Origin of the sequence: Streptococcus mitis (assembly GCF_001579035.1) — a bacterium.
Taxonomy (GTDB): domain Bacteria; phylum Bacillota; class Bacilli; order Lactobacillales; family Streptococcaceae; genus Streptococcus; species Streptococcus mitis_J.
Genome location: NZ_KQ970313.1, coordinates 1 through 579 on the forward strand (window position 1 = coordinate 1; position 579 = coordinate 579).

Genomic DNA, 579 nt, shown 5'->3' on the forward strand with positions numbered 1-579 from the left:
TATCCAGAAGTGACTGATTATCATCTCTGGATCTATCCAAATAATCCAAGAAATAATTCAAATGTATCATAAAGCGATCATAGAAATGGTTATTCTTTTTAGTTCGTTGAATAGCGTAATCTTTTAAAACTTCCTCAACATTCCTGAGAATTTCTTTCCTCTTATCAATCGACTTAACTACTTCTACTTCATTCTCGCCTTCGGCATTGATGAAATGATAAGCAATCCGAATAATTTCGTCTTCAGGAAAATGATCGGTCAGTTTTTGACGATAAATTCCAAATGCTTCATTTGCGATTTGAAAAGCGACAGGATACTTAGCGGAAATATCTGGCAGATTACTATCCTTGTACCTTCCTTGTGCTAGAGCTTGGTAAGAACAGTAAATATGATCTGTCAAGGTTACGTAGAGATACTCTTGAATCGGATAATGATATTTCTTTGAGAGCTTATCAATAATCTCATAGGTCACTGTGATAAAATCAAGCGGAACATCTTTGAGGAGAGCCATAAAGTTTTCCCTAGACTCTTCGGTCTTCATCCGAAAGATTTTCTCAACCTGATGTTCAGCAATCAAAT

Annotated in this window: 1 protein-coding gene; it reads right to left on the bottom strand. The window is 35.6% G+C overall.

All coding sequences use genetic code 11. The features are described 5' to 3' along the window. The coding region (locus tag SMIDD26_RS10845) for a PRD domain-containing protein (RefSeq protein ID WP_246747044.1) at positions 1–577 on the bottom strand (577 nt) is incomplete at its 3' end. Positions 578–579: the final 2 nt, after the last annotated feature.